The following is a 2,082-nucleotide window of genomic DNA, read 5'->3' as shown; positions in this document are numbered from 1 at the left end:
CGTCCGCCGGGCACGTCGGCCGTCGTCCCGCCGGCCCGCCGGCCCTCGCCGGCCGCGCCCCCGAAGACCGCCGCCGGGCGTACGCCGACCGCGACGCGCTCGCCGGGCGGGCTGCCCGGCACCTGCTTCGGGGCGGTACGCCACGACCTGGTGCTGGCCGAGACCGAGCTGGCGCTGGTGCGCTCGCTCTGCTTCGCGACCGGCGGAGTGCTGCGGATCATCGGCATCGGACCGGGTGAGGTCGGCGTGGACCGGGAGGACCTGGTCTCCCGCAGTTACGAGGCGGGGGTGGTCGACATCCGGTTCGTCCGCCCCGGCACGGTGGACGTGCTGATCCCCCAGGGCGGTACGACGCACACGGTCACGGTGGTGGTGCGCTAGCACGGAGGGCGGTGGTGGTGCGCTAGCAACGGCGGAGGGCGGCGGTGCGCCGGCGCAGGCGTACGCCCCCCGTCGATGGCAGGCCCCCTTGCCGTCGGGCTGACCAGCCGTTTCCCTAGGCTGGACCGTCATGACGGAGCGGAAGACGATTCTCGTGACCGGTGCCACCGGCAATCAGGGCGGCGCCACGGCCCGCCGGTTGCTCCAGGACGGCTGGCAGGTGCGGGCACTCGTCCGCGATCGGGCCAAGCCGGCCGCGCGCCTCCTCGCGGAGCAGGGCGCCACCCTGGTCGAGGGGGACATGGACGATGCCGGGTCGCTGCGCGCGGCGATGCGCGGTGTGCACGGTGTCTTCAGCGTCCAGGCCCTGGCACACACTCCGGACGGCCTCGCGGCCGAGGTCAGGCAGGGCAGGACGGTCGCCGACGTGGCCGGGGAGACGGGTGTCGCACACCTGGTCTACAGCTCGGTGGGCGGCGCGGAACGGCGGACCGGCATCGACCACTTCGAGACCAAGGCCGAGATCGAGCGGCACATCCAGGCGTCGGGCCTGCCCGCGACCATCCTGCGCCCGGCGTTCTTCATGAACAATCTCCTCCACTACGCCGACGCTGAGGGAGAACGGGTCCTGAGCCTCCAGGTCCTTCCCGACCGACCGCTGCAGATGATCGCCTCCGACGACGTCGGCCGCATCGCCGCGTACGCCTTCGCGCACCCCGCGGACCACCTCGGCACGCAGATCGAGGTCGCCGGGGACGAGCTGACCTTCACCCGGGTCGCCGAGATCTACGAGGCGCTCACCGGCACCCCCACCCGCCTGGAACCGCAGCCGGTCGAGCATCCCATGTACGCCTGGTTCGCCGAGAGCGGATACCAGGCCGACATCGCCGGCCTGCGGAACCGGTTCCCCTGGCTGCTGACGTTCGAGGAGTTCCTGCGCGACCGCCTCGGCCGGGCGGCGGCGTCCGCTCCGCACTAGCCCACCCTCACCCCGGCCAGCAGCGTGTCGACGAAGTCGGCCCGGCTGCCGGCCGGGGGCGTGATCTGCACGTAGACCAGGCCGGCGCGGCCGGGTGCGAGCCCGGCGGCCTCGACGACCTCGGGCCGCCCCCGGTCGCAGGTGAACCGGGCCACCACCCAGTCCACGCCCGCCTGCCGGGTGCGGCGTACGGGCGCGGCGGCACACGTCGCGTGGGGACGCTCGGCGACGAATCCCGCCGGGCTGGTGCGCGCGGCGATGCTGGCGGACAGCCCGACGAAGGCACCCGGCACGGTGGGGTCGGCCGCCCACCGGTGCGGGTCGGGCGACATCACCAGGGCCGGTTCGAGTCGGCCGTCGGGCCCGTACCGGCCGGCCCAGCCGGTGCCGGTGGCCCGCCACCCGGGCGGCAGCGCGACGGTGACCGGCCCGCTCGTCCAGCTTCCGGCGTCCCGCCGGCCCGTCGTGTCGTCGCCGGCGGTGGACCCGGCCGCCAGGAGGGCCAGGACCCCCAGCGCCAGCGCGGTTAGCCGCCGCCGGGCGACCAGCCGACGCTCCGTGCGCGCCCGCCGGGCCGGATGCCTGACCGTCCCGGCGGGCGGCGCGGGGACAGCCGGCGCGGCGCGGTGCAGGGCGGCGCGGAAGGCGGTGGCGTCCGGGTACCGGTCCGCGGCCCGGGGCGCGGTGGCCCGCCGCAGGACCGCGGCCACCTCCGGCGGGGC

1 protein-coding gene and 2 pseudogenes are annotated in these 2,082 nt (G+C 76.0%); 2 read left to right on the top strand and 1 reads right to left on the bottom strand.

Annotation, left to right across the window (positions count from 1 at the left end; genetic code table 11):
- Both F6X68_RS32370 and F6X68_RS32365 read left to right on the top strand, forming a co-directional pair.
- Nucleotides 1-381 (top strand): annotated as a pseudogene (locus tag F6X68_RS32370) (hypothetical protein); the annotation flags it as partial.
- A 130-nt stretch (nucleotides 382-511) separates the two neighbouring features.
- Nucleotides 512-1,360, top strand: a complete 849-nt coding sequence (locus tag F6X68_RS32365) for an NmrA/HSCARG family protein (RefSeq protein WP_151457791.1) — start codon at nucleotides 512-514, stop codon at nucleotides 1,358-1,360.
- Here F6X68_RS32365 and F6X68_RS33790 read toward each other — a convergent pair.
- Nucleotides 1,357-2,082 (bottom strand): annotated as a pseudogene (locus tag F6X68_RS33790) (serine/threonine protein kinase); the annotation flags it as partial. The gene F6X68_RS32365 and the pseudogene F6X68_RS33790 overlap by 4 nt on opposite strands.

This window comes from Micromonospora sp. AMSO12t, assembly GCF_008806585.1.
In the GTDB taxonomy this organism is placed as follows: Bacteria; Actinomycetota; Actinomycetes; order Mycobacteriales; family Micromonosporaceae; genus Micromonospora; species Micromonospora reichwaldensis.
The sequence above is the reverse complement of the archived record's forward strand: the minus strand, read 5'-3'. Positions and strand labels throughout refer to the sequence as shown.

Bases quoted from the DNA above. Each gene is read 5' to 3' on its own strand.
- F6X68_RS32365 (WP_151457791.1), top strand. From the start codon at position 512: ATGACGGAGCGGAAGACGATTCTCGTGACCGGTGCCACCGGCAATCAG.